This is a genomic window from Bosea vaviloviae, from assembly GCF_001741865.1.
GTDB lineage: Bacteria > Pseudomonadota > Alphaproteobacteria > Rhizobiales > Beijerinckiaceae > Allobosea > Allobosea vaviloviae.
This window is the reverse complement of the sequence record NZ_CP017147.1, coordinates 2,441,283-2,463,773: the sequence shown is the minus strand read 5'-3', so window position 1 is coordinate 2,463,773 and position 22,491 is coordinate 2,441,283. Positions and strand designations below refer to the sequence as shown.

The following is a 22,491-nucleotide window of genomic DNA, read 5'->3' as shown; positions in this document are numbered from 1 at the left end:
CGATGAAAGCTCTCGCCACGATACGCCTCGCGCTGATGATTTTTACAGTGTCCAGCGCCACCTCCTCCCTGGCCGCCGAAGCCTGGAATATCCCGCATGAGAAGGCAGTCGTCCTGAAGGGACGCGTCGTCGACGCGCTGTGCCAGCTCAAGGGCCGCTGCGCGCCCGATTGCGGTGCCGGCAAGCGCCAGCTCGGCCTGCTGCTGACGGATGGCACGTTCAGGCTCGTGGCCAAGTCGAACATCGATTTCGCCGGATCAATCCCCGATCTGATCGGCTTCTGCGGCAAGGAAATCGAGGCCGACGGGCTCCTGATCGAGAACCCGGCCATAACCTTGTTCTTCGTGCAGGGCATCAGGATCGATGCGGCTGGACCCTTCACGCCCGCCGAGCGCTTCAAGGCGGATTGGGAGGCGCGCAACGGCAAGGCCGAAGAGTGGTGGCGCGCCGATCCGGAAGCGAACCGGATCATCGCCGAGGACGGCCCCCTCGGTATCAAGGGCCTGCTGCCCAAGCCGAAGCCGTGAGGCCGGGCATGACGAATGAGACCGCCCGGAGGCGCTTCCTGGCGGGACTCGCCGCTTTCTCTTGTTCTCCGGCTTTCGTGCAAGACCATGCATTCGCGCAAGCTCATCGCGGCCATTCCCATACCGCTCCTGCTGGCACCTCCCCTGATCGCTTGGCGACGCAGTTCGGCGGGCCGTTCACGCTGACCGACCATAACGGCCGGCGCGTCAGCGATCGGGACTTTCGCGACCGCTTCATGCTGGTCTATTTCGGGTTCACCCGCTGCACCGATACCTGTCCGGTTGATTTGCCGGTCATCGCGCAGGCGCTCGATGCGGTTGGCCCGCTCGCGGACAAGCTCGTGCCGCTCTTCGTCACGGTCGATCCCGCCAACGACACGCCGCCAGTCATGGCGACCTATGTCGCCGCTTTCCACCCGCGCCTGATCGGGCTCACCGGTAGCGAAGCGGAGATCGCGGCAACGGCCAAAGCCTACAAGGTCCATCGCCGCAAGCTGACACAACCGCATCATGGCGCCGGCGAATATGCCGTCGATCACGGCTCGCTGATCTATCTGATAGGGCCGGACGGGCGCTTCGTGACGTTGCTGCCGCATAATTCGGGAGCCGAGCGGCTGGCCGCGATCCTGCGGAAATATCTCGCCTGAGGCGACAGGCCGCGCCTGCATGGCTATGCAAGGCATACCCCACAGGACCGATGCCATGCCTGACAACACCGCCCAGAAAACCTCCCCCTCTTATCGTATCGCTGCCCTCGACACCGACTTCATCCTCGGCGATTCCACACGCGGGGCGCGCTTCATGCTCGAATACCAGAAGGCCGAGGACAGCCTGCGGGCGCGCGGCATCGTCTCGACCATCGTCGTCTTCGGCTCGGCGCGGGTGCGGGAGGGCAATCCCTGGTACGAGGCGGCGCGGGCCTTCGCCCGGATCGCCTCGGAGCGCGGCGGCGCGTTGGCCGAGCGCGAGGCCGGCCGCAACCACGTCATTGCCACCGGCGGCGGGCCGGGCATCATGGAGGCGGCCAATCGCGGCGCGACGGAGGCCGGGGCGCTCTCGATCGGCCTCAACATCACCTTGCCGCATGAGCAGGAGCCCAATGCCTGGTCGACGCCGGACCTGACCTTCCGTTTCCATTATTTCGCGATGCGCAAGATGCATTTCGCCATGCGGGCAGCCGCGCTTGTCGCCTTCCCCGGCGGCTTCGGCACGCTGGACGAATTGTTCGAGGTGATGACGCTGGTCCAGACCGGCAAGATGCCGCCGGTGCCGATCGTGCTCTATGACAGCGCCTTCTGGAAAAGCCTGCTCAATCTCGACACGCTGCGCGAAGCCGGCTTCATCCGGCCGGAGGATCTCTCGCTGTTTGCCTATGCCGACACGCCCGAAGAGGCCTATGCCCGCATCGTCACTGGTGCCGGCGACGCCTGGGAGCCGGCTGCAAAGGACAGCGTGCAGACGTGAGGCGCGCGTTTCGTCGCGATGCACCGCCGTCATTCGGTAGTCGGTCAGTTTGGGGGCCGGTTCCGACCCAATGGCGACATCAGGAAGGTCGGCATTCGGGCTGGTGCGAGAAAATGGCGGGCGGGTATTTGGCGCTTTGCTGACAACTTCCCAATCGTGCCATTCTGCAGACATTAGTGATCGAAATAGCTGGCGGCCGCCAGCGGAGCGCGAGAGAGCAGTTCTCCAATGATCCGGCTTGCCTCACTACCTTTCGTTTCCGCGGTTGGCGTATTGCTCACATTCTGGCCGGCTTGGTCACAAGAGAACCTGATGCTTGGCACTTGGCAGCAAGTGCAGTCGAACGCAGGTGAATGCCAATCCTGCCAAGTTCGCCTTGCACGCGAAGATGACCATTTAAGCGTGACTGCTAACAATGGTTGGGCAGGTCGCATCCATTTAGAGACCGAAAGTACTGTGCTTGCCGCTTCCGGGATAGGCCGCTGGAAACCGACTGCTGGAGAACCCCGTGCCGGCAATTTTTCCGCATTTATTTAGCTATCGTTGATGCGCGTCTCTATGTTGAACTGACCGGCTCGCAGAGGGACGTGGTGAAAGCGGTGTTTGTGCGGATTAGTCCGGTCGGCCTTTAGAGGGCAAAAGGCCCAACGTCCGCGATCCACCCGGAGCAGAAATTCAAACAGACCCACTACCCGTCATTCCGGCGCTCATCGCTGCGCGATACCCCGGAATGCCGGCGTGGATATCAAGGCAAAGAAAAGGCCAACATCGGTCGGAAGCCATGAGCACCCCCCGGTCAATAAGACCGTTTATTCGCCGACGAAGCCGGCTACGGCGAGGATGGTTGTAAGGCTGGCTGTCATGCCCGATACGCTGGCGGCTTTCTCGACATCGATCCACTCGGCGAGAGAATGCGCCCGGCCGCCGGTGCCGCCCGAACCGATCTTGATCGCGGGGATACCGAGGCTCATCGGAATATTCGCATCGGTCGAGGACGCCTCGTGCGTGGGCGCAAAGCCATGTGCCTGAAGCGCTGCTGTCGCGAACTGGACGATATCTGTGTCCATGGCCGTGTTGCCGGCGGGGCGATCGCCCAATGTCCTGATGTCGACGGTGATGCCCCCCTCGCTGGTCGAACGGATCGCGTTCTCCTGCTCCACCGCTGCGGCCACGATCTCGCGGCAACGCGCATCCAGCCTGGCAAGCTGCTCCGCCGCTTCCGACCGGAGGTCGATGTCGATCCACGCCTCCTCGGGAATCGCATTCACCGACGTGCCGCCGCCGACGATGGAGGCGCAGAATGTGGTGCGAGGCGTTTCCGGCACCTCGATGCGGCCGAGTTCGACGATCGCCTGCGCCATGGCATAAATCGGGTTCACGATCCCGAACGCCTTGAAGCTGTGACCGCCCGGCCCTTTGAACCGGACAGAATAGCGTTTCGAGCCGACGCCACCGACGACGATCTTGTCCACCTGCGGACTGTCGACGGTTATGAAGGCCTCGATCTGGTCGCGATACCGACCCTTGCTGAAGAGATGGCGGACGCCGCGCAGGTCGCCGAGCCCTTCCTCGCCGACATCGCCGACGAACAGAATATCGTTGCGGGTTCGGATACCGGCGGCGTCCAGCGCGCGAATGAAGGCAAGCAGCACGGCAAGGCTGCGGGTGTCATCGCCAATCCCCGGCGCATGGAGCCTGGTGCCCTCGCGGCGCACGGTGACGTCGGTTCCTTCCGGGAAGACCGTGTCGAGATGTGCGGCGACCACGATCAGCCCACCATTGCCGGTGCCGCGCCTGACGCCCATGACATTACCGATCTCGTCCTGCTCGACATCCTCGAGACCATGCGCGCGCAGCATCTCCAGATAAGCGGCAGCGCGCCTGTCTTCCTTGAAGGGCGGGGATGGAATCTCGGTCAGCGTGATGATGTCGGCAACGGTGCGGTCGTGATCGGCGTCGAGCACTTCGACCGCCGCCTTGAATGTCGGGTGGCTGGTGATCGCGGCGATTTCGGAGGCGTGGTCGCGCTGCACTGGCATTCTCTCATCATGCGGTCGGTGGCCTTGCTACGGCGCAAGCTGTGCCGTCAGCTTCGGTACAGCGCAATGGCTCGTGGCGAACATCCGATCTGCTTTTATGACGATCGGAGAGCAAATGACGCGCGCTCGTTGCTCGGCTTCCGGGGCATCGCTGAGCAAAGAAAAAGGCCGGCATCGCTGCCGGCCTCTTCCAAATCAGTCAGGCAAAACCGCTCACGCGGCCTTGCGCTCGCCGGCGTTGGGCTCGGCGGCCAGAGCAGCCTTGACCTGCTCGACGACGGCCGTGAACGAGGCCGCATCGTCGATCGCCATGGCCGAGAGGGTCTTGCGGTCGAGCTCGATGCCGGCCTTGGTCAGGCCGTTGATGAACATCGAGTAGACCAGGCCGTGCTCACGCACCGCCGCGTTCAGGCGCTGGATCCAGAGCGCGCGGAACGAGCGCTTCCGGTTCTTGCGGTCGCGATAGGCGTACTGCATCGAGCGATCGACGGCCGCCTTGGCGGCGCGGATCGTGTTCTTGCGGCGGCCATAGAAACCCTTGGCGGCCTTGAGTGTCTTCTTGTGCTTGGCATGGGACGTTACGCCCCGTTTCACGCGAGCCATGTGATGATCTCCGGAAGGTTAGGGTGGCGTCAGCCGTTGGGGAGGAAATACTTCTTCACGTTGGCCGCATCGCCCTCGAAAAGGACGTTGGTGCCGCGGTGATTGCGGAGCTGCTTGTTGGTCCGCTTGATCATCCCGTGACGCTTGCCAGCCTGGGCGTAAAGCACCTTGCCGGTTCCGGTGATCTTGAAGCGCTTCTTGGCGCTCGACTTCGTCTTGATCTTGGGCATTTCAACTCCTCATTGGTCGCGGACGCGCGAATTGCGCCGCTTTCAGTTTTGCTCTTTCAAGAAGTGCTCTTGGGGAAGCAAAGATCGATAGCCACGGCAGCCCTTATCAGCCGGGCGATCGAAGGCCGCGCGTATGACAGAAAAGGGCGAGCGTGGCAAGCGCCCTGCCCTGCCGGTCAGGCCGGCGCACCCTCGCGCCGACCGGCCGGCATCTCGGCCAGCGCGCGGAAACCGAGCGCGGCGATCGCGAGCGCCGTGAAGCCGCCGGCGACGGAGACGTAGAAGCCGCTCCTGGCGCCATAGACATCGATCAGCCAACCCGAGGCGGCCGAGCCCGCCGCCATGCCGATACCCATGCCTGTCATCACCCAGGTGATGCCCTCGGTCAGCTTCGAGGCCGGGACATGGCGCTCGACCAGCGCCATGGCGACGATGACCGTCGGCGAGATCGAGGCACCGGCGATAAAGAGCACGAAGCCGAGCATCCAAAGCGAGCTGGCGATCAGCAGCGGCAGGGTCGTCGCGGCAGCGAGCCCGATCGCGAACAGCAGCTGGCAGGACAGCGGCAGGCGAACCCGCAGCGCACCGAAGACGAGACCGGTGACGAAGGAGCCGGCGGCATAGGCCGCGAGCACCAGGCTCGCCGCCGCCTTGTTCCCCTGCGCCTCGGCAAATGCCACCGCGGTGACCTCCGCCGTACCGAAAATCGTGCCGAGCGCGACCATCAGCAGCGCGATGATCTGCACCGGCAACAACCGGATGACGGAGTCGCTACCGCTCGTCTCAGGCGCGTGGACTGGCGGTTCGGTGCTACGCTGGGCCACGAACAGCGCCATGCCGACGGCGAGCAGGATTGCCGCTGCGAGCGGGCCGGCCTCCGGGAACCAGACGACACTGAGGCCGATGGCGATTACCGGTCCGACCATGAAGACCATCTCGTCGACCACCGATTCGAAGGCGAATGCGGTGCGAAGCTGCGGCGTGTCGCGATAGATTTCGGTCCAGCGCGCCCGCACCATCGCCATCATGCTCGGCTCCATCCCGGCGAGCGCGGCAAAGAGGAAGAGCATCCACGCCGGCGCCTGCAAGCGCGTCGCCAGCAGCAGCCCGGCGAACGCGACGAGGGTTGCCAGCGTCGCGGGGATGAGCACCCGGCTCTGGCCATGGCGGTCGACCAGCCGCGAGATCTGCGGCGCCATCACGGCATTGGCGAGCGCAAAGGTCGCAGCAACCGCGCCGGCCAGCCAGTATTCGCCACGCGTCTGCGAGAGCATGGTGACAATGCCGAGCGTCACCATGGAAAACGGCAAGCGGGCGATGAAACCCGCCGCGGAGAAGGCGACCGAACCGGGCGCACGGAAAATCTCGCGATAGGGGTTAGGCATGGACAATCGTCTCCGTGGTCACATGAGCGCCGCTTGCATACGGCGCGTATGAGAATTAGGTAATTGCATACAACTCGTATGTCAATTAACATACGGCCCGTATGCGAAAGAGGCATGGATGACGCGCAGACCACGCAAGGAGATGATCGCCGAGACGCGCGCCAAGCTGATCGGGGCCGCTCGCGCCGCGTTCGGGACCGTCGGCTATGCGGAGACGTCGATGGACGAGCTGACGGCTACCGCCGGGCTGACGCGCGGCGCGCTCTACCACCATTTCGGCGACAAGAAGGGCCTGCTCGCGGCGGTAATCGCCGAGATCGACGCCGAGATGAACGAGCGCCTGCGCATCGTATCGGACCGGGCAACCGACCCCTGGGCCGGCTTCCGCGACGAATGCACTGCCTACATCGAGATGGCACTCGAACCTGAGATTCAACGCGTGGTGCTGCGCGACGGGCCTGCCGTGCTCGGCGACCCCTGGACCTGGCCGACGCAGAGCGCCTGCATCCTCTCGATGACCGACAGCCTCGGCAGGCTCCGCGAGGCAGGCGTGATCCTCGCCGTCGATGCCGAAGCGGCAGCACGGCTGATCGCGGGAGCGACCCTGCACGCCGCACAATGGATCGCGCATGCGCCCGATGCACCGCAGGCGTCGCGCAAGGCGATCGAGGCCTTCGACGCGATGCTGGACGGCTTGCTGGTGCGGGGCTGACGAGAAACGCGAAACCTGCCAGGACGTCGTGAAAGCGTTTTACGCGGGCCGCAAAGAGCCGGCGCTGCCCTGAGAGGAAACCCATGCGATCTTCATTTGCCGCAATGCTAGCCGGCCTCGTCCTGAGCGCGGCAGCCAGCGCGCCTGCTTTTGCCCAGTCTACCCTCGACAAGATCAAGGCCCGCGGGCAGATCATCTGCGGCGCCAGCGAAGGCGTTCCCGGCTTTTCGCTGCAAGACGGCAACGGCGCCTGGAAGGGCTTCGATACCGATATCTGCCGCGCGCTCGCAGCCGCCATCTTCAACGACCCTGACAAGGCCTCCTATCTCTCGCTCTCGAGCAAGAACCGGCTGGTGGCCTTGCAGAGCGGCGAGATCGACGTGCTGGCGCGCACCACGACCTGGACCCTCGGGCGCGATGTCGGCCAGGGCCTGACCTTCACCGCCGTCAATTACTATGACGGCCAGGGCTTCATCCTGCGCAAGAAGCTGAACCTCGCCAGCGTCAAGGACCTCAACGGCGCTTCGATCTGCGTCTCCCAGGGCACGACGACCGAGCTCAACCTCGCCGATTACGGCCGCACCCACGGCATCAAGTTCGAAACCGTCGCCTTCGCGACGCTGGAAGACACCGTGCAGGCCTATGAGGCGGGGCGCTGCGACGCCTATACCACCGACCTCTCGGCGCTGGCTGGAACGCGCAGCCGCCTGAAGGCTCCCGACGAGCACGTCCTGCTCGGCGAGGTGATCTCGAAGGAGCCGCTCGGCCCCTGGGTCCGCAAGAACGATCAGGCCTGGTTCGATATCGTGCGCTGGACGGTGTTTGCCCTGGTGAACGCCGAAGAACTCGGCGTCACCCAGGCCAATGTCGCCGAGATGGCCAACTCGAAGAACCCGGAAATCCGCCGCCTGCTCGGAGTCGAGGGCAAATTCGGCGAGGGGCTCGGCCTCAGCAACGACTGGGTCGCGCGCATCGTCAAGGCCGTCGGCAATTACGGCGAGAGCTTCGAGCGCAATTTCGGAGCGAAATCGGGCATCAACCTGCCGCGCGGCGTCAACAAGCTCTGGACCAATGGCGGGCTGCAATTCGCGCCGCCGGTTCGCTGAGGAATAGCGAATGGCGAGTGGCGAATGGCGAATGGCGAATGGAAGCTAACCTTGCCATTCGCCATTCGCTACTCGCTATTCGCCACTCACTACTCGCTACTCGCCACTCGAAAGAAATCGATGAAAGCCCTGAGTGCCGGCCGCATCTGGCGGCGGCTGGGATAGTAGAGGTGGAAGCCGTCGAAAGGCGGGCACCAATCCTCCAGCACACGCACCAGCCGGCCGTCGGCGAGGGCATCGCGAACATAGTCCTCGAATACGAAAGCGATGCCAGCCCCATCGATGGCAGCCTGCGCGATCAGGTGATCCTCGCCCAGGATCAAGGGCCCCTCGACCGGCGGCTCGACGACGACGCCCGCCTTCTCGAACTCCCAGCGATAGATCACGCCGCTGGAGAAGCGGAAGCGGATGCAGCGATGAGCGGACAGGTCCTGCGGTCGCTCCGGCCGCGGCCTGCCTTCGAAATAGGAGGGCGCAGCGACCGCCGCCCCCCGCATCGAAGGCCCGATGCGAACCGCGATCATATCGCGCTGCAGGCTTTCGCCGAGCCTGATGCCCGCGTCGAAACCACCCTCGACGACGTCGGAAAACCGGTCCTCGATGACGATCTCCAGCACGATCTCGGGAAAAGCGACGGTGAAGGCGCCGAGCTTCGGCGCCAGCACGGTATGGGCCGCCGTGCGCGGCACGGTCAGCCGGAGATTGCCGGCGGGCACATCCCGGGACGCGACCGCCGCCTCCAGCGCGAGATCGATTTCCAGCAGCGCCGGGCGCAGCCGCTCCAGCAACTGGGCTCCAGCTTCCGTGGGCGCGACGCTACGTGTGCTGCGCGCCAGCAGGCGAACGCCCAAGCCGGCCTCCAGCGCCGATACCGCATGGCTGACGGCGGAGGGGGCGATGCCGAGTTCCTTCGCCGCGTCGCGAAAGCCGCCATTGCGGGCAACCGCCGCCAGGACGGCCAATTGCGAGAGATGACCACGGTTCATTGCTCTATTTAATAGATCAAGCCGTGCAGACTCAAGCCGATTATCGAACGAAGCCAGCGGCGCTATCTCACCATCATCACAGCAGAGGAGCCCGTGATGAAAACCCGCAAGCTTGGAACTGAACTGAGCGTCTATCCTGTCGGCCTGGGCTGCATGGGAATGAGCTTCGCCTATGGCGGGCAGGAAGAGAGCGCCGCCATCGCCACCTTGCGCCGCGCCGTCGATCTTGGCGTGACCCTGTTCGACACGGCCGAGGTCTATGGCCCCTACGACAACGAAATCCTGCTCGGCAAGGCGCTGAAGCCCGTCCGCGACAAGGTCGTGATCGCCACGAAATTCGGGTTCAAGATCAGCGGGGATGGTGAGGGTCCAGCGCGCATGACCGGCATCGACAGCCGGCCCGAGCACGTCAAGGCCGTCGCCGAGGCCTCGCTGAAGCGGCTCGGCATCGATGTCATCGACCTCTACTACCAGCACCGCGTCGACCCCGCCGTGCCGATCGAGGAGACGGTCGGCGCGATGGCGGAGCTGGTCCGCGAGGGCAAGGTCCGTGCGCTCGGCTTGTCGGAAGCCGGCGCGGCGACGATCCGGCGGGCGCATGCGGTGCATCCGATCGCCGCCGTGCAGAGCGAGTATTCGCTGTGGAGCCGCGAGCCGGAGGCGCAGGTGCTCTCGACCTGCCGCGAACTCGGCATCGGCTTCGTGCCCTACAGCCCGCTCGGTCGCGGCCTGCTGACGGGCGCGCTCAGCAAACCCGACGAACTCGGGGCCGATGACTGGCGCCACACTTTGCCCCGCTTCCAGGCCGAGGCGATGGCGGCCAATGCGGCCATCGTCGACGAGCTGACGGCGATCGCGGCGCAAAAGGGCGTGACGACGGCGCAGCTGGCGCTGGCCTGGGTGCTGCACCAGGGCGATTTCATCGTGCCGATCCCCGGCGCACGGAAGATCGCGCATCTGGAGCAGAATACGGCCGCCGCCGCCATCAGCCTCAGCGCCGCCGAGCTTGCGGCCATCGCCGAGGCGATGGCGCCGGAGCGGGTCGTCGGCAATCGCTATACCGAGGCCGCCCTCGCCTTGGTCGACGGCTGAGGCGGATGCGCCGACCGGCGAGGCCGAGCCGCGGCGCTTGACACGCATGACGCCACATCCATCGATGAGCAGGGGGGGCCGTTTCGCGGCGAAGAACGCGGACGGCACCCCACTCTCGTGGGGGGAAACGTCGATGAATCAAGTCACCATTCTGGCGGGCATCGCGGCGATCCATGCGCTCGCGATCGCCAGCCCCGGCCCGACCTTCGCGGTCGTCATGAGCTATGCGGTGAAGGGGGATCGCCGCGCCGGGCTGCTGCTGAGCTTCGGTGTCGTGCTGGCGACGCTGACCTGGGCGCTCGCCGCCGCGGCCGGTCTCGGCAGCTTGCTGGCGAGCTTTCCGCTGGCCTATCGCGGTCTCCAGATCGCCGGCGCAGCCTATCTGATCTATCTCGGCGCGAAGCTGCTGATCGCAATCATCCGGGCCAAGGGCCAGGCCGCCTCTCATGCCGCCTCTCATGCCGCCTCGCATGCCGGTTCTCAGGGCGCCCCTCACGCCGCCTCCGAGCCGGTGTCGGGGCAGGAGGCGATCCGCGCCGGCTTCATCACCAACATCACCAATCCCAAGGTCGTCGCCTACTATGCCAGCCTGTTCGGCGTGATGATCCCGGCCGGCGCGCCAGGCTGGCTGTTCTGGTCGGCCGTGGCGGTCGTCGTCGTGGTCTCGGCGGCCTGGTGGATCGCGGTGACGCTGTTCTTTACCGTGCCTGCGGTGAGCCGCGCCTATATACGCGCCAAATCGGGGCTGGACGTGATCATGGGCGTCGTCTTGATTGCGCTTGGCCTGCGCTTGGCCCTCTTCGGGTGAACCGTCGAGATTGTAACGCTTCAGGCCCGGAACCTTCATGACCACGGCTTCAATCATGGCAACGGCTTCAAGCATGACCAGTCCTTGCATCATCACCGTCGCCATCACCGGCTCGCTGCCGACCAAGCGCGACAATCCGGCCGTGCCGATCTCGCTTGCCGAGCAGGTCGAGTCCACGCAGGCCGCATTTGAGGCCGGCGCGACCCTGGCGCATTGCCATGTCCGCAATGACGAGGGCGCGCCGAGCTCCGACCCCGAGCGCTTCCGCCGTTTGCTGGAGGGGTTGCGCCAGCATTGCCCCGGCATGATCGTGCAGTTCTCGACCGGTGGGCGCTCCGGCGCGGGGCGTGAGCGCGGCGGCATGCTCTCGCTGAAGCCTGACATGGCCTCGCTCTCGACCGGCTCCTGCAATTTCCCGACGCGGGTCTATGAGAACAGCCCCGAGCTGGTCGATTGGCTGGCGAGCGAGATGCTCGAGCATGGCGTCAAGCCCGAGATCGAGGCCTTCGACCTCTCGATGATCTTCAAGGCGGTCGAGATGGGTGTCGCCGGCGCGATCAAGGGCCCGCTGCATATGCAGTTCGTCATGGGCGTGAAGAACGCCATGCCGGTCGACCGCGCCGCCTTCGAATTCTACATCGCGACGCTGAAGCGGCTGGCGCCCGATGCGACCTGGACCGGCGCCGGCATCGGCCGCGACCAGATCACGCTCAACCGCTGGTCGCTCGAACTCGGCGGCCATTGCCGCACCGGGCTGGAGGACAATGTCCGGCTCGACCGCGACAGGCTCGCGCCGTCCAACGCCGCTCTGGTCAAGCGCGTGGTCGATCTCTGCCCCGAATATGACCGCCGTCCGGCAACGGCCGCCGAAGCGCGGGCGCTGCTGGGACTCGTCGCCTGACAGCAACGGGCTTCGACGCCGGTTCATCGCCGAGCTTGCGCCGTCATTCCGGGGCGATCCGAAGGATCGAGGTCAGGTTCCTGCGAAGCCAGATCATCGTCTTCCGGCTTCGCACCGACCCGAGTTTCGGGTGTCCTCGCTGATTCGGGGAAGCCTGCGCCGTGTGCTATGGTCGGTTGCGGGCAAGCGGCCACCATGGCTGCCCCGTTAGCACCCCTCAGGACTTAATGCCCTTTCGATCAATCGTCGCGCCCCCCGAGGAGCTCGCGCAGATCTGCGTAGCGTTCGAGAAGGCCTGGGAGCAGATTTTAGCACGAGGACAGGTCGCCCCTCTGGACGTGGCGGCCCAGCGCGAACGTCTCGGCTACATCGTGGCCGGGCTTTGGGGCGCTCCTAACTCCGAACAATTGGTTGAATTGGCTGTCCAGCGGTTCGACGCAACGGCGGTTTCGCTATCGCCGCTTCAGGAGTTCGCCAAGCCTCGCGATCTCGAAAGACCAAGGGAACGCCCCGCAGCACGAGTCGACCCTAAGCCCTCTGGCTGATTACGTTGGTAATCGGTTCTGAACCTTTCTTGTTGCAGAGTGTTCCTTGATATTGGCAACAGGCCAGTTCGAATGCTCTATGATCGTCACTCAGAGAACCTGCCGAAGAGACGCTCGATCTGGCCAAGTGTTGATGGCTGGCTTTGGTCCGCGATCTTCGTTCTGCTGGCGTGGACTTGCAGTTTTGCTCTGCGGTGAGGAAGCTTCAGCCGCGCTTCTGGATCTCGGCGAGCCGCGCGATCTGCGCCCGCAGCGCCGCAACCTCTGCCACGCCACGGGTGCGCTTAATACCGCGCTCGTCATGGCTGCCGCCGGTCACGCCATCGAGTAGGGCATTGCGCTGGGGCAATGGCAGGCTCAGCAGATAGGCGACCTCGCATTCGCGCTTCCACTCCTCCGACCATGTCGAGATCATGTCGCCGGTGAATTCCGAGCGGCAAGCTTATTATTGGCGGTATCGCGGGCCGGTACGATCGAATCTCCTTGGCCGGTGGAAGTTACTGCTTCGGCGGGGGCTCCTGCTCCTCCCGCCATTCTCGAGGCATCGCTGCCTCTGTGCTTGTCACTCTCCAGAGGAGCAACAAATAGACCGAGATCAGGACCGGCACCGCGGCCAAGATTCCGAAGGACATTGCCGTTGTCATGTTAGTCCCCTGTCGCCCGGAAGTTTGGGCTCAGTCGTAGATTATCGAGGTAGCCTCCTGCGTAGCGTCAACCGCAGTCGCAGTTGTGCGGTTCCCTGCGGGCGTCATTCCCCAGATGCCAGGCCGGTCGGCTCAGGGCTGAGCGCCCACCCACACCGCGAGTCGATATAGGCCGCATCGATCGCCGGCACCTCGATCTCGTCGGAAAGATGGTCGACGGCATGTCGACATGGTGCGCGCGGGGGTAGCCGACATGCTCCCCACCGACTTGACTCGATCCGGACATTTGTTCTGAGTATGTTCTCATTTCCGGAGGGCGGGCGCGATGGCAGCGGAAAGGCTGGAGGACACCAACCCGGCGACCGAGATCGAGTGCGAAATCGACGATTTGATCGCCGAGCACGGCAGTGAGCGGGCGGCGATCCGGGCGCTTCTGCATGACCTGGCGGAGTTCGCACGGGATGCCGACCGCCCGGTCTCACGCGGGTTTCTGCGCGGGCTGTTTTCCTATGGCGCGCGACCCATGGCGGGCGATGATGAGCCGTGAGCGGTCCTCCGGACCTCCATACCAAGTTGCAGCGCTATCCATGGATCGTGGTCCGCTTCGCTTGCACGCGTTGCCGCGCGTATTCGAACGTCAGGCTGGCCGTGCTGGCCGAGCGGTTTGGAGCGACAGAGACCGTCGGCAGACTGATCGAGATGTTCCAGCGAAACTGCCCCCATCGGCCGCAGAAGCGGAACGGTCGCGTCGCGCTTCGCGATACGCCTTGCGGCGGTTATTGCCCTGACCTTGGCAACACCCGCCCGCCGGACCTGCCGCCTAGCTTGGCCGGTCTGAGCTTGATCGACGGCGGCAAGGACGACCTGCTCCCCGTCGAGCCGGCGCCATTCGAGCGGCGGCGTAGGGTCGGCGACGATGTATAGCCTGGGCAACGCGGAGGTCCGACGGCCGGCGGGAAAGGGCGAACCTGACTTTCGCCTTGCGTGCGCGTCGCACATCCTCCCTCATTTTCCAGCCTTCGGCCGCCTGTCGCAGCGCTGTGATATATTTGCTGCTTTGTAAACGCTCTGTTCGTCGTGTTGCCGATGCGGCCTTGCCGCAACGGCCGAATCCGAGAATTCTTGCAACCTGGGATATTTCCCAATTTTCTCTCGAGATTCGCGATGGAGACGAGCGTGGGCGGGGCTGCAGGCATGAAATATATGGGAAAAGCGAGGCTTTTCGCCGGAGTCTCCTGCGCCGCGCTGGCCCTCGCCTGCCTGACGCCGGCCTCGGCCGCGACCTATTTCGTCAGCACCGACGGCCAGCTGCGCGCTGCCATGACCGCGGCGAATGGCGATGGCGACGCCAGCGCGACCATCATTATGACTGGCAACGTTACGGTCGGAGGAACAGACCTCCCAACGATCACCAAACCGGTGACGATCGATACGCAGGGCTTCACGCTCACCTCCTCGCGGATATCGAACACCGGCGGCAATCTCCTGACGCTGTCGGGCACCATGGTTGGCACTACCGCAGCGCCCGGTTTGGCCGTGACGCACACTATCCTTCCCTCGTCGATCATCAATAACGGCTCGATCACGGGCGGTTCCGGCGCGACAGCGAGCAATGGCGTCAATCTGAATGCGACGACCTTCGTCAACAACGGAACGATCACGGGCGGTTCGGCCAGCGCCGGGGCGGGCGGAGTGGGCACCGTGGCCAGGCGCGGCTCCTCGCTGACCAATAACGGCGTAATCCAGGGCGGAAATGGGTCAGGTGGTAGCGGCGCGGGCGTCGATCTGGGCGGCCTCGGCGCCGATTCCACATTGACCAACCATGGAATCATCCGTGGAGGAACAAGCACCGGTGGTGTTACCGGAAACCATGGTGTCTTTGTGCGCGCCGCCTCCGGCCAGGTCGTCAACACCGGTACGATCGAGGGTGGAAACGGAGCGCTGGGGCTCGCGGCGAATTCTGCGACGCAGGATTTCAGCATCGCCAACAGCGGCACGATCCGGGCTGGTACCGGTCAGACCACCGCAATCGGGTGGAGCCCGATCACGACGCCGACAACGGGCTCCCTCACCCTCGAACTTCAGGCCGGCTCGGTGATCGCTGGCAATGTCGTCGCCAATCCGAACGCCGGCAACGACCTCCTGCGCCTCGGCGGCTCAAGCAACTGGACGCTCGACGGCGGTCTTGGCAGTGCGAGCCAGTATCGCAATTTCGACCGCCTGGAGAAGACCGGCACCGGCACCTGGACCCTGACCGGCAGCGGCGATTTCTCCGGCCCGACGAACATCGCCAGCGGCACGCTGGTGGTGAACGGCTCGCTCGCCGGGTCGGCGGTGACGGTCCAGTCCGGCGCGGCGCTCGCCGGCAGCGGCGCGGTCGGAGCGACCACGCTCCTGACCGGAAGCCGGATCGCGCCCGGCAACTCGATCGGCACGCTCACCGTCAACGGCGCCTTTGCGCAGGCGGCCGGCTCGACCTATCAGGTGGAAGTCGATCCGGCGACGACGACCTCCGACCTGATCCGGGTGAACGGCACGGCGACGCTGGCGAGCGGCGCCGCCATCTCCGTCGTCAATTATACCGGCGCGGCTTATGTCGCCGGGCAGCGCTTCACGATCCTGACCTCGACCGGGCTGACGGGCAGTTACGGCTTTAGCGAGCAGGTTCTGTCGCCCTTCCTCACCCTGCGCGACGCCTACGACGCCAACAACGCCTATCTCACGGTGATCCAGACCCGCACCGTCGCCTCCGCCGGCTCGACGGGCAACCAGGCCGAGGTCGGCCGGGGCGTCGACAGTCTGCCCAGCAGCAATTCCATCCAGACCAGCATGATCAACCAGCCGACGCTGGACGCCGCCCGCACCGCGCTCGACCAGATCTCCGGCGAGATCCATGCCTCGGCCAAAACCGCGCTGATCGACGAGAGCTGGCTCCTGCGCGCTGCCGTCAACGACCGGCTGCGCGCAGCCTTCGGAGGCGTCGGCGCGGCGCCGATGGCGACGCTGAATTACGGCTTCAGCGCCGATCTCGCCCCGAGCGTGAAGGGGCCGATGCCGACGCTGAACGCCGACCGCTTCGCGGTCTGGGGCCAGGGCTATGGCTCCTGGGGCCGCAGCGACAGCGACGGCAACGCCGCCAGGCTGACGCGCTCGACCGGTGGCTTCCTGCTCGGCGCGGACGCCGCTGTGTTCGACACCCTGCGCGTCGGCGCAGTCGCCGGCTACAGCCGCAGCGTGTTCGACGTGAACAGCCGGTTCTCGTCAGGCGAGAGCGACAACTACCATCTCGGCCTCTACGCCGGCGGGCGTTGGGGCGCGCTGAGCCTGCGGACCGGGGCGAGCTATAGCTGGCATGATGTCGAGACCAGCCGCACCGTCATCTCCTCGGCTTTCGGCAGCAATCTGCGCGCCGGTTACGACGCCGGCACGGCCCAGCTTTTCGGCGAGCTCGGCTACCGCATCGACCTTGGCCGGGTCGCATTCGAGCCCTTCGCCGGCCTGGCCTATGTCAACCTGCACACCGACGGGTTCAACGAGACCGGCGGGGCGGCCGCCTTGACCGCTCGCGGTGACGACACCAGCCTCGGCTATTCCACGCTGGGCCTGCGCGCCTCCACCAATTTCGCATTGCACGGCATGGACCTGACCCTGCGCGGCGGGCTCGCTTGGCGCCATGCCTTCGGCGACGTCGATCCGACCACGACGCTCGCCTTCGCCGGCTCGGGCGCCTTCAGCATCGCCGGCATCCCGATCGCCCGGGACGCCGCCATCGTCGAGGCCGGGCTCGACCTCGCCATCGGCAAAAGCGCCACGCTCGGCCTGGCCTATACCGGCCAGCTCGCCCAGGACACGCAGGACCACGCCTTCAAGGGCGTGCTGGCGGTGAGGTTCTGAGAGACGGTTTGGAAACACCCTGGGCCCTCATCCTGAGGAGCCAGGTCTGTAATGAATCGAGCGATATCAAGGACCCCTGATCGCTCGTCATTACCCGCGCCGTCATTCCGGACAAGCCGCGTCAGCGGCGCAGATCCGGAATCCATCGGAGGCCACCGAACTCTACGATGGATTCCTCTCCGCTTCGCTGCGTCCGGAATGACGTCGCGCAGGTGGTCTGGACAGAGCCACTGAAATCGTCGGCTTCATTTTGAGCCAGATGCGGGTCTGAGGGGGTCCCCCGGAGCGTTTTCTGAGTCCGGCTGGAAGCCGAACCCGGTAGGGATGACGACGTGTTTCAGTCGAAAGCCGTTCCCCGGCTATTCGGCGGCGCGCAGCTGCGGCGGAGCCGGTTCGCCGTCGAGCCGGGCGCCGAGCCTGTCGACATCGAGCAGCATCAGCATGCCCGCCGGCGCCCCTTGCGCATCGCGCGCCGCGACGACGCCGAGCGCGGGGACTTCCAGCTTCGCGGTCAGGTCCCGCAGGGGCTGCAGTTCCGCGAGCGGGATTTCCGGTATCGGGCCGAGCGAATCGACGACGAGCCCGAGCGTCCGGCCGGCCGCGCGCACGATGACGATCTGCTGATCCTCGGCCAGGCCGTCGGGAATGCCGAGCAATCGCGCCAGGCGCAGCACCGGCACAGGGTCGCCCTGATGCAGCTTGTAGCCGGCGAGCAAACCGTCTCCCGCCTGCTTGGCCGAGGGCTTCAGGCCGGCAAGATCGACGGCCTCGACGACATCGCGCGCCTTCACGCCGAGCCAATGCCGGCCGATATGGAAGGTCGCGGCCTCGAAGGCCTCGACGCCCTCGGGCAGCCTGCGCGCCGCGATGGCGTTGGCCGCTGCGCTCGACGGCCGCGCTCCGGCATCAGTGGCGACATCGCCGAGCGGCACGACGCAGAGCGCCACCACATCGGCATGGTGCCCATCGCTGGTCTTGTATTCGCGATAGCCCTTCGACAGCGCCGCGCCGACCGCGACATGCTTGCCCTCGAATGTGCGGATGCCGGCGAGATCGCCCTCATTGGCCAAACCCTGCGGGTCGATGACGATCGGGCTCGGTGCGCCCACGGCGAAGCGCGGATCGGTCGAGGAGATGATGCTGCCATCACCCGCGACGAGCAGCGTGAAGGCCCCGGGCAGCGCCGCGCCGGCTTCATCGGCCGGCAGGGAATCCTGCAGGATCGCGCCGAATTGCGGTGTCGAATCGAAGACGATCGCGATGCCGCCGACCGTCTTTCCGCCGACCGTTTTGCCCCCACCCGGCGCCTGGACGGCGGCCGTATAGATCAGGGTCGATGCCTGCGCATAAAGCGGCGAAGGCTCGAAGCCCGACACGGCATAATGCTGGTCCAGGCGCAGCGCCAGAGTCCGCTGCACCCATTCCGCCGCAAGGGTCTCGCCCACGAGATGCGCCTCGCCCGGCTGCGAGATCGCGACGACGACGCCCTTGGCGTCGAACAGGATCAGGTTGCTGTAGACCGTGTAGAGCGAATTGATCGTCGCCAGGATCTCGCCGCAATGCCGCGCCCCCTCCGGCGTCGGCTCCGACAGCACGCGCGCGAAGGTCGCGTTCAGCGCCCACCAGCGGCAATCATTGGCGCGCTCATAGAGATTGCGGTCCATCACATCGATGGCGAAGGCCGCGCGTGAACGGCATTTCTCCATGATCGCCGCGACCACGGTACGGTGGAGGTCGCCGATCGAGGCGTCGAAGACGGCCTGCGTCCTGCGACCGGCATTGGAGATTTCCCAGAGCAGTATCTTCGAGAAGGCTGCATTGGCCGCCGTCGATCCGGCCTGGCGGATCGAGCCGTTCCAGACCGAGCGGTTGAGGTCGCGCTGGATCATCGCGGCCTGGCGCGAGACCGTGAGCAGGTCCTCCGAGAACAGCCCGGAACGGCCGGTCACCGCCGCGAGCAGGCCAGCGTCGATCCGCGCACTGAGCGCGCCATCGCCCTGAGCGAAAGCAGCCTCCAGCGGCAGCAGCCCGAGCCCGATCCAGCCCGGCCCCATATAGCCCTGATAGCCGGAGCTGCGACAGGCAACTGTGAGATATTGCCGGCCACCGAGCTTGAGCACGGGGTCGCGGCCCTGCAGCGCTGCCGGCGACAGGGCAAGCCCCGCCGGCAGTTGAATGGCACAGGAGCCGGCGATGACCTCGCCCTGCGGCGTGGCGCAGCCCAGGATCGTCCAGTCATCCTCCGGCAGCAGCTTGCGGAAGATCCCCGCCATCTCGTCGGCGAGGCGGAAGACCAGCACGAGCACGCCGAGCGGGCGCTTGGCGCGATCCTCGACGCGCCAGGCATAGACCAGCGACTGCGCCTCCGAGACGAAATCGACCACGCCGTAATGCTCGACATAGGCGCCGCTTGAACTCAGCGCCTCGTCGATGATGGCGTGCCGCGCCGTCTCTGCCGGATGGGCCTGGAGCCTGGCCCGGACCGCGCCCTCGCGATCGACCAGGACGATGTCGGAATAGACCGAATATTTCGCGACATAGTCGCGGAAGCGCGCCTCGATCGCCTCGCGCGCGGCCGGCGTCGGCGTCGTCTCCTCCAGCATTTCGCGGATGTCGGTGTCGGCCGCGAGGAAGCCGATATCGGCCGTGCGCTCGAAGAGATTGCGCACCAGCACGTCGATCGCGTTCTGCGCCTTGGTCCTGAGATCGCTGACGACCTTGTCGCGCGTCTCGATGGCGAGATGGTTGAGCAGGCTCGCCGTCAATTCCTCAAAAGCGGAGCGTGTGCCCGACATCTCGGTCGCATTGCCCGAGAGCTGGCCGAGCAGGGTCAGCGTATCCCACGACGCCTGCAAGCGATCGAAAACCTGCCGATAGTCGTCGATCGCGTGCATATGGCGGATGATGCCCGCCAGCGAAGGATCAATCGCGATTCCCTTGTGAAGCGTCTGCAAGGTTGGGCTCTTCCATTCGCGCCAATGGCCGCCTGGGCGAGGACCCGGCGGCCGAGAAAAGGCTGAACTCAACGCAACCGCTCAAAATCGAACCAAATCACCTGAGCGGCTGATTCGCACCAAGGTCACCCTGCCCGCAGCGCTCAAATTTGCGGCAAATGCAACGATCATTCACAGGATGCAGGATTGGCCGGGCGCAAAGCGCGCCGCAACGTCAAAGAAGCAGCCACCGCCAGGCTCCCGCCTCAGGCCAAAAATACGCCGCGGCCTGCATCGAAATGCATCATTTGTTTCATAAAATAATTTAAGGATCATCTGTTTCACTCCACCGCGAGTCCCGCTATGATCCCGCCATGGATCAGATCGGCGTCGCCACCGCCCTGGATGCGCAATTCGATGACTTGCCTCCGCAGCTGCAGGCGGTCGCGCGCTGGGTGCTCGACCACCCCGCCGATGTCGCGTTGCTGACGACGCGCGAGCAGGCGCGGCGCGCGGGCCTGGCGCCCGCGACCTTCACGCGACTGGCGCAGCGCCTTGGCCTTCCCGGTTACGACGCCCTGCGAACGGCTTATGCGGCCTCGCTGCGCCAGCGCCCCGACGGCTTCGCCAACCGCGCAACCGAATTGCTCGAACGCCATGGCGACGAGGGCGACAGCGCCATCGCGCAGGACATGTTCGCGGCCTTGGCCGAGCATGTCCGGGCCTTGCGGGAACCTCAATCCGTCGCCTGCCTCGAACGCGCGGCCGCATTGCTGGCGAATGCGCGCAGCGTCTTCTGCTTCGGGCTGCGGTCGGCCTTTCCGGCCGTCTATATGCTCGACTATATCCGCACGCTGATCGGCGCGGAGTCGGTCCTCGCCGACACGGCCGGCGGGCGCGGCATCGATGCCCTGCGCCGGATCGGCCCGGGCGACGCGCTCTTCGTCATCTCGGTCTCGCCCTATACGCGCCTGACGCTCCAGGCCGCCGCCTATGCGCGCGACAAGGGCGCTGCCATCGTCGCCCTGACCGACAGCGCGCATTCGCCGCTCGCCGCGCTGGCCGACGAGACCGTGCTGGTGCGCACCGAGACGCCCTCCTTCTTCCACAGCATGACGCCGGCCTTTGCGGCGGTGGAATGCCTGGCGGCGCTGATGACGGCGCGGCGCGGCAAGCCGGCGCTCGACGCCATCGCCGCCTCTGAAGCCCAGCTCGACGCCTTCTCGACCTTCGAGACCCCTCGCCGCGCCAAACGGAGACCATCATGAGCCATCTGCTTCATCGCAGCGTCAACGGCGCCTATCCCGTCGCCGTCGGCGGCAAGGGCGTCATGCTCTTCGACGCCGAGGGCAAGAGCTATATCGACGCCAGCGGCGGCGCGGCGGTGTCCTGCCTCGGCCATGGCCATCCCGACATCGTTGCCGCGATGCATGCCCAGATCGACAAGCTGGCCTACGCCCATACCAGCTTCTTCACCTCTGAGCCGGCCGAGGAGCTGGCGGAGCATCTGATCGCCCGCGCACCAAAGGGGCTGAGCACCGTCTTCATCTGCAGCAGCGGCTCCGAGGCGATCGAGGCCTGCCTGAAGCTGGCACGGCATTATTTCATCGAAAAAGGCGAGAGCCGGCGGACCAACTTCATCTCGCGCCGGCAGAGCTATCACGGCATCACGGTCGGGGCGCTCTCGGTCGGCGGCCGGATGAAGGACCGCGCACCGTTCAAGGAGATGCTGCTCACCGGCCACCATATCGCGCCCTGCTACGCCTATCGCGACCAGCGCACCGACGAGACGCCGGAGCAATATGGGCTGCGCGTCGCCGACGAGCTGGAGGCCAAGATCCTGGAGCTGGGAGCCGACACTGTCGCGGCCTTCGTCGCCGAGACGGTCGTCGGCGCGACGCTCGGGGCCGCCACGCCGGCGCCCGGCTATTTCAAGCGCATCCGCGAGATCTGCGACCGCCATGGCGTGCTCCTGATCCTCGACGAGGTGATGTGCGGCATGGGCCGCACCGGCACGCTGCATGCCTGCGAGCAGGAAGGCATCGCACCCGACCTGATGGCGATCGCCAAGGGGCTGGGCGCCGGCTATGCGCCGATCGGCGCGATGCTGGTCGCCGGCAAGATCGTCGCGGCGATCCGGCAGGGCTCCGGCGCCTTCCCGCACAGCCAGACCTATAACGGCCACCCGCTCGCCTGCGCGACCGCGCTCGCGGTGCAGAAGGTGATCGAGCGCGACGACCTGCTCGCCAATGTCCGCCTCCAGGGCGCCCATCTCGAGCGCCGGTTGAAGGAGCGCTTTGGCAACCACCATCATGTCGGCGATGTGCGCGGGCGCGGCCATTTCTGGGGCATCGAACTCGTCGCCGACCGCGCCTCGAAGACGCCCTTCGAGGCCAGCCTCAAGCTCAACGCCAGGATCAAGCAGGCGGCGATGGCGCGCGGCCTGATGGTCTATCCGATGGGAGGAACCGCCGACGGCGTCTCCGGCGACCATGTGCTGCTGGCGCCGCCCTTCATCGCTGACGCAGCGGTGATGGACACCATCGTCGAACGGCTCGGAGAAGCCGTCGACGCCGCGATTGCGGATGCGCTCTAGCGCCCCGCGAAACCACCAAGAACCAT

The 22,491-nt window shown here is 65.7% G+C and carries 19 protein-coding genes; 12 read left to right on the top strand and 7 right to left on the bottom strand.

The features are described 5' to 3' along the window. Positions 1-2 precede the first annotated feature (2 nt). Genes BHK69_RS11495 through BHK69_RS11485 form a run of 3 tightly spaced genes read left to right on the top strand, consistent with a single transcriptional unit; the run spans position 3 to position 1,991 of the window. Positions 3-527: a hypothetical protein gene (locus tag BHK69_RS11495; RefSeq protein ID WP_069690219.1), complete on the top strand. Its 525-nt coding sequence runs from the start codon at positions 3-5 to the stop codon at positions 525-527. 8 nt (positions 528-535) lie between these two features. Then, the gene (locus BHK69_RS11490) at positions 536-1,174 is read left to right on the top strand and encodes an SCO family protein (RefSeq protein ID WP_083269260.1); all 639 of its coding nucleotides are present in this window, start codon (positions 536-538) and stop codon (positions 1,172-1,174) included. A 55-nt stretch (positions 1,175-1,229) separates the two neighbouring features. Next, positions 1,230-1,991, top strand: coding sequence for an LOG family protein (locus BHK69_RS11485; RefSeq protein ID WP_199579108.1), 762 nt, complete (start codon positions 1,230-1,232; stop codon positions 1,989-1,991). Between the two features lie 809 nt (positions 1,992-2,800). Here BHK69_RS11485 and BHK69_RS11480 read toward each other — a convergent pair. The 4 genes from BHK69_RS11480 to BHK69_RS11465 form a co-directional block, all read right to left on the bottom strand. After that, positions 2,801-4,030: a M20/M25/M40 family metallo-hydrolase gene (locus tag BHK69_RS11480; RefSeq protein WP_069690217.1), complete on the bottom strand. Its 1,230-nt coding sequence runs from the start codon at positions 4,028-4,030 to the stop codon at positions 2,801-2,803. A 213-nt stretch (positions 4,031-4,243) separates the two neighbouring features. After that, positions 4,244-4,633, bottom strand: a complete 390-nt coding sequence (rplT, locus tag BHK69_RS11475; protein WP_069690216.1) for a 50S ribosomal protein L20 — start codon at positions 4,631-4,633, stop codon at positions 4,244-4,246. A gap of 29 nt (positions 4,634-4,662) precedes the next feature. Beyond that, entirely contained in the window at positions 4,663-4,863 is a 201-nt protein-coding gene (gene rpmI, locus BHK69_RS11470; RefSeq protein WP_066609790.1) for a 50S ribosomal protein L35, read from the bottom strand. A gap of 176 nt (positions 4,864-5,039) precedes the next feature. Then, a complete protein-coding gene (locus tag BHK69_RS11465; protein ID WP_069690215.1) occupies positions 5,040-6,248 on the bottom strand; it encodes an MFS transporter in 1,209 nt (402 codons plus the stop codon). 118 nt (positions 6,249-6,366) lie between these two features. Here BHK69_RS11465 and BHK69_RS11460 point away from each other — a divergent pair, with 118 nt between their 5' ends. Together BHK69_RS11460 and BHK69_RS11455 are read left to right on the top strand one after the other, a co-directional pair. Then, the gene (locus tag BHK69_RS11460; RefSeq protein ID WP_069690214.1) at positions 6,367-6,960 is read left to right on the top strand and encodes a TetR/AcrR family transcriptional regulator; all 594 of its coding nucleotides are present in this window, start codon (positions 6,367-6,369) and stop codon (positions 6,958-6,960) included. Positions 6,961-7,043: 83 nt separating this feature from the next. Next, complete coding sequence (locus BHK69_RS11455; protein ID WP_069690213.1) at positions 7,044-8,066, top strand: amino acid ABC transporter substrate-binding protein; 1,023 nt, start codon at positions 7,044-7,046, stop codon at positions 8,064-8,066. Between the two features lie 89 nt (positions 8,067-8,155). Here the strand turns inward: BHK69_RS11455 and BHK69_RS11450 are convergent, their stop codons facing one another. Then, positions 8,156-9,052: a LysR family transcriptional regulator gene (locus BHK69_RS11450; protein ID WP_069690212.1), complete on the bottom strand. Its 897-nt coding sequence runs from the start codon at positions 9,050-9,052 to the stop codon at positions 8,156-8,158. Between the two features lie 96 nt (positions 9,053-9,148). Between BHK69_RS11450 and BHK69_RS11445 the strand changes: the two genes are divergently transcribed. From BHK69_RS11445 to BHK69_RS11435, 3 genes are all read left to right on the top strand, one after another. After that, a complete protein-coding gene (locus tag BHK69_RS11445) occupies positions 9,149-10,144 on the top strand; it encodes an aldo/keto reductase (RefSeq protein WP_069690211.1) in 996 nt (331 codons plus the stop codon). 133 nt (positions 10,145-10,277) lie between these two features. Further along, a complete protein-coding gene (locus tag BHK69_RS11440) occupies positions 10,278-10,952 on the top strand; it encodes a LysE family translocator (RefSeq protein ID WP_069690210.1) in 675 nt (224 codons plus the stop codon). Positions 10,953-11,025: 73 nt separating this feature from the next. Then, entirely contained in the window at positions 11,026-11,853 is an 828-nt protein-coding gene (locus tag BHK69_RS11435) for a 3-oxoadipate:acetyl-CoA acetyltransferase (protein ID WP_069690209.1), read from the top strand. A gap of 750 nt (positions 11,854-12,603) precedes the next feature. Here the strand turns inward: BHK69_RS11435 and BHK69_RS11425 are convergent. Then, on the bottom strand, positions 12,604-12,813 hold the full coding sequence (locus BHK69_RS11425; protein ID WP_069690207.1) for a DUF7696 family protein: 210 nt from the start codon (positions 12,811-12,813) through the stop codon (positions 12,604-12,606). 554 nt (positions 12,814-13,367) lie between these two features. On the opposite strand from BHK69_RS11425, the gene BHK69_RS11420 reads away from it, so the two are divergent. Together BHK69_RS11420 and BHK69_RS11410 are read left to right on the top strand one after the other, a co-directional pair. Then, positions 13,368-13,589, top strand: coding sequence for a hypothetical protein (locus tag BHK69_RS11420; protein WP_069690206.1), 222 nt, complete (start codon positions 13,368-13,370; stop codon positions 13,587-13,589). A 617-nt stretch (positions 13,590-14,206) separates the two neighbouring features. Further along, a complete protein-coding gene (locus BHK69_RS11410; protein WP_069690204.1) occupies positions 14,207-16,936 on the top strand; it encodes an autotransporter outer membrane beta-barrel domain-containing protein in 2,730 nt (909 codons plus the stop codon). Between the two features lie 359 nt (positions 16,937-17,295). On the opposite strand, the gene BHK69_RS11405 is transcribed toward BHK69_RS11410, so the two are convergent. Beyond that, the gene (locus tag BHK69_RS11405; protein WP_083269257.1) at positions 17,296-19,890 is read right to left on the bottom strand and encodes a chemotaxis protein CheW; all 2,595 of its coding nucleotides are present in this window, start codon (positions 19,888-19,890) and stop codon (positions 17,296-17,298) included. Between the two features lie 353 nt (positions 19,891-20,243). On the opposite strand from BHK69_RS11405, the gene BHK69_RS11400 reads away from it, so the two are divergent. Together BHK69_RS11400 and BHK69_RS11395 are read left to right on the top strand one after the other, a co-directional pair. Further along, positions 20,244-21,137: a MurR/RpiR family transcriptional regulator gene (locus BHK69_RS11400; protein ID WP_069690203.1), complete on the top strand. Its 894-nt coding sequence runs from the start codon at positions 20,244-20,246 to the stop codon at positions 21,135-21,137. After that, on the top strand, positions 21,134-22,465 hold the full coding sequence (locus BHK69_RS11395) for an aspartate aminotransferase family protein (RefSeq protein WP_069690202.1): 1,332 nt from the start codon (positions 21,134-21,136) through the stop codon (positions 22,463-22,465). Before BHK69_RS11400 ends, BHK69_RS11395 begins: the two co-directional genes overlap by 4 nt. Positions 22,466-22,491 lie beyond the last annotated feature (26 nt).